This window comes from Loigolactobacillus bifermentans DSM 20003 (assembly GCF_001434575.1).
In the GTDB taxonomy this organism is placed as follows: Bacteria; Bacillota; Bacilli; order Lactobacillales; family Lactobacillaceae; genus Loigolactobacillus; species Loigolactobacillus bifermentans.
The window spans coordinates 1-3,069 of sequence record NZ_AZDA01000004.1 but is presented as its reverse complement, the minus strand read 5'-3'; the positions used below and the strand labels follow the sequence as shown (position 1 = coordinate 3,069).

The window sequence follows — 3,069 nt, the reverse complement described above, 5'->3', positions numbered from 1 at the left end:
TTGTTCTTCAAAACCCACCACGCTGAACCTTACGGTTCTGACTTGGTTAAGTCCTCGACCGATTAGTATTGGTCCGCTCCATGTATCACTACACTTCCACTTCCAACCTATCTACCTGATCATCTCTCAGGGGTCTTACTTCCATAAAGGAATGGGAAATCTCATCTTGTGGGGGGCTTCACACTTAGATGCTTTCAGCGTTTATCCCGTCCATACTTAGCTACCCAGCGATGCGCCTGGCGGCACAACTGGTACACCAGCGGTATGTCCATTCCGGTCCTCTCGTACTAGGAACAGCTCCACTCAAATTTCCTACGCCCGCGACGGATAGGGACCGAACTGTCTCACGACGTTCTGAACCCAGCTCGCGTACCGCTTTAATGGGCGAACAGCCCAACCCTTGGGACCAACTACAGCCCCAGGATGCGATGAGCCGACATCGAGGTGCCAAACCTCCCCGTCGATGTGGACTCTTGGGGGAGATAAGCCTGTTATCCCCAGGGTAGCTTTTATCCGTTGAGCGATGGCCCTTCCATGCGGAACCACCGGATCACTAAGCCCGACTTTCGTCCCTGCTCGACCTGTAAGTCTCGCAGTCAAGCTCCCTTATGCCTTTACACGCTATGAATGATTTCCAACCATTCTGAGGGAACCTTTGGGCGCCTCCGTTACTTTTTAGGAGGCGACCGCCCCAGTCAAACTGCCCACCTGACACTGTCTCCCGCCACGCTGAGTGGCGCGGGTTAGAGTGTTCATACAGCAAGGGTAGTATCCCACCAATGCCTCCACCGAAACTAGCGTTCCGGCTTCAACGGCTCCTACCTATCCTGTACAAGCTGTACCAACACTCAATATCAAGCTACAGTAAAGCTCCATGGGGTCTTTCCGTCCTGTCGCGGGTAACCCGCATCTTCACGGGTATTATAATTTCACCGAGTCTCTCGTCGAGACAGTGCCCAGATCGTTACGCCTTTCGTGCGGGTCGGAACTTACCCGACAAGGAATTTCGCTACCTTAGGACCGTTATAGTTACGGCCGCCGTTTACTGGGGCTTCATTTCTGAGCTTCGCACCGAAGTGCTAACACATCCACTTAACCTTCCAGCACCGGGCAGGCGTCAGCCTCTATACGTCATCTTACGATTTAGCAGGGACCTGTGTTTTTGATAAACAGTCGCCTGGGCCTATTCACTGCGGCTGCACTTGCGTGCAGCACCCCTTCTTCCGAAGTTACGGGGTCATTTTGCCGAGTTCCTTAACGAGAGTTCGCTCGCTCACCTGAGGATTCTCTCCTCGACTACCTGTGTCGGTTTGCGGTACGGGTAGTTTATTTCTCACTAGAAGCTTTTCTTGGCAGTGTGACATCAGGTACTTCGCTACTTAAATTTCGCTACCCATCACAACTTGTCCGTATAAGATCAAGCATTTGACTCAACCTAAGACTTGTTGCTTGGCCATTCATATCCAACAGAATGGTTACCTTAGCCTCCTGCGTCCCTCCATCGTTCAAACAAAATAAACTAGTACAGGAATCTCAACCTGTTATCCATCGCCTACGCCTCTCGGCCTCGGCTTAGGTCCCGACTAACCCTGGGAGGACGAGCCTTCCCCAGGAAACCTTAGTCATTCGGTGGACAGGATTCTCACCTGTCTTTCGCTACTCATACCGGCATTCTCACTTCTAAGCGCTCCAGCCGTCCTCACGATCGACCTTCAACGCCCTTAGAACGCTCTCCTACCACGGCCACGTAGTGGCCATCCACAGTTTCGGTATTATGTTTAGCCCCGGTACATTTTCGGCGCAGGGTCACTCGACTAGTGAGCTATTACGCACTCTTTAAATGGTGGCTGCTTCTGAGCCAACATCCTAGTTGTCTATGCAACCCCACATCCTTTTCCACTTAACATAAATTTTGGGACCTTAACTGGTGATCTGGGCTGTTTCCCTTTCGACTACGGATCTTATCACTCATAGTCTGACTCCCGGATAATTACATCGATGGCATTCGGAGTTTATCTGAATTCAGTAACCCAAGACGGGCCCCTAGTCCAAACAGTGCTCTACCTCCATGATGATTTCTTCCGAGGCTAGCCCTAAAGCTATTTCGGAGAGAACCAGCTATCTCCAAGTTCGTTTGGAATTTCACCGCTACCCACACCTCATCCCAGCATTTTTCAACATACACGGGTTCGGTCCTCCAGTGTGTTTTACCACACCTTCAACCTGGACATGGGTAGGTCACCTGGTTTCGGGTCTACGTCTACAAACTATGTTGCCCATTTCAGACTCGCTTTCGCTACGGCTCCGGTTTTTCACCTTAACCTCGCTTGCAAACGTAACTCGCCGGTTCATTCTACAAAAGGCACGCCATCACACATTAACGTGCTCTGACTACTTGTAGGCATACGGTTTCAGGAACTGTTTCACTCCCCTTCCGGGGTGCTTTTCACCTTTCCCTCACGGTACTGGTTCACTATCGGTCACTAGGGAGTATTTAGCCTTGGGAGATGGTCCTCCCGGATTCCGACGGAATTTCACGTGTTCCGCCGTACTCAGGATCCTGGCCGGAGGGCCAGTGGTTTTGTCTACGGGATTTTCACCCTCTTTGATGCAGCGTTCCAACTGCTTCGACTACCACTGACTTTGGTAACTCCAAAGGCCAGTCCTACAACCCCAAGAAGCAAGCTTCTTGGTTTGGGCTGTTCCCCGTTCGCTCGCCGCTACTTAGGGAATCGATTTTTCTTTCTATTCCTGTGGGTACTGAGATGTTTCAGTTCCCCACGTCTACCTCTATATTGCTATGTATTCACAATACAGTAACCAACGACTAAGTTGGCTGGGTTCCCCCATTCGGAAATCTTCGGATCAAAGCTTACGTATAGCTCCCCGAAGCATATCGGTATTAGTTCCGTCCTTCATCGGCTCCTAGTGCCAAGGCATCCACCGTACGCCCTTTATAACTTAACCTATGATACCTACGGTATCGGTTAATGAGTTTAGCGTTGTTAATTCTCTTAAAACTCTTTAAAACGCGGTGTTTTTCTCGGTTTTTAAAACAAGAAAATAAAA

General features: G+C 50.3%; 1 rRNA gene. It reads right to left on the bottom strand.

Annotated elements, in window-relative coordinates:
• Positions 1-42: 42 nt before the first annotated feature.
• Positions 43-2,967, bottom strand: a 23S ribosomal RNA gene (locus FC07_RS01405).
• Positions 2,968-3,069 lie beyond the last annotated feature (102 nt).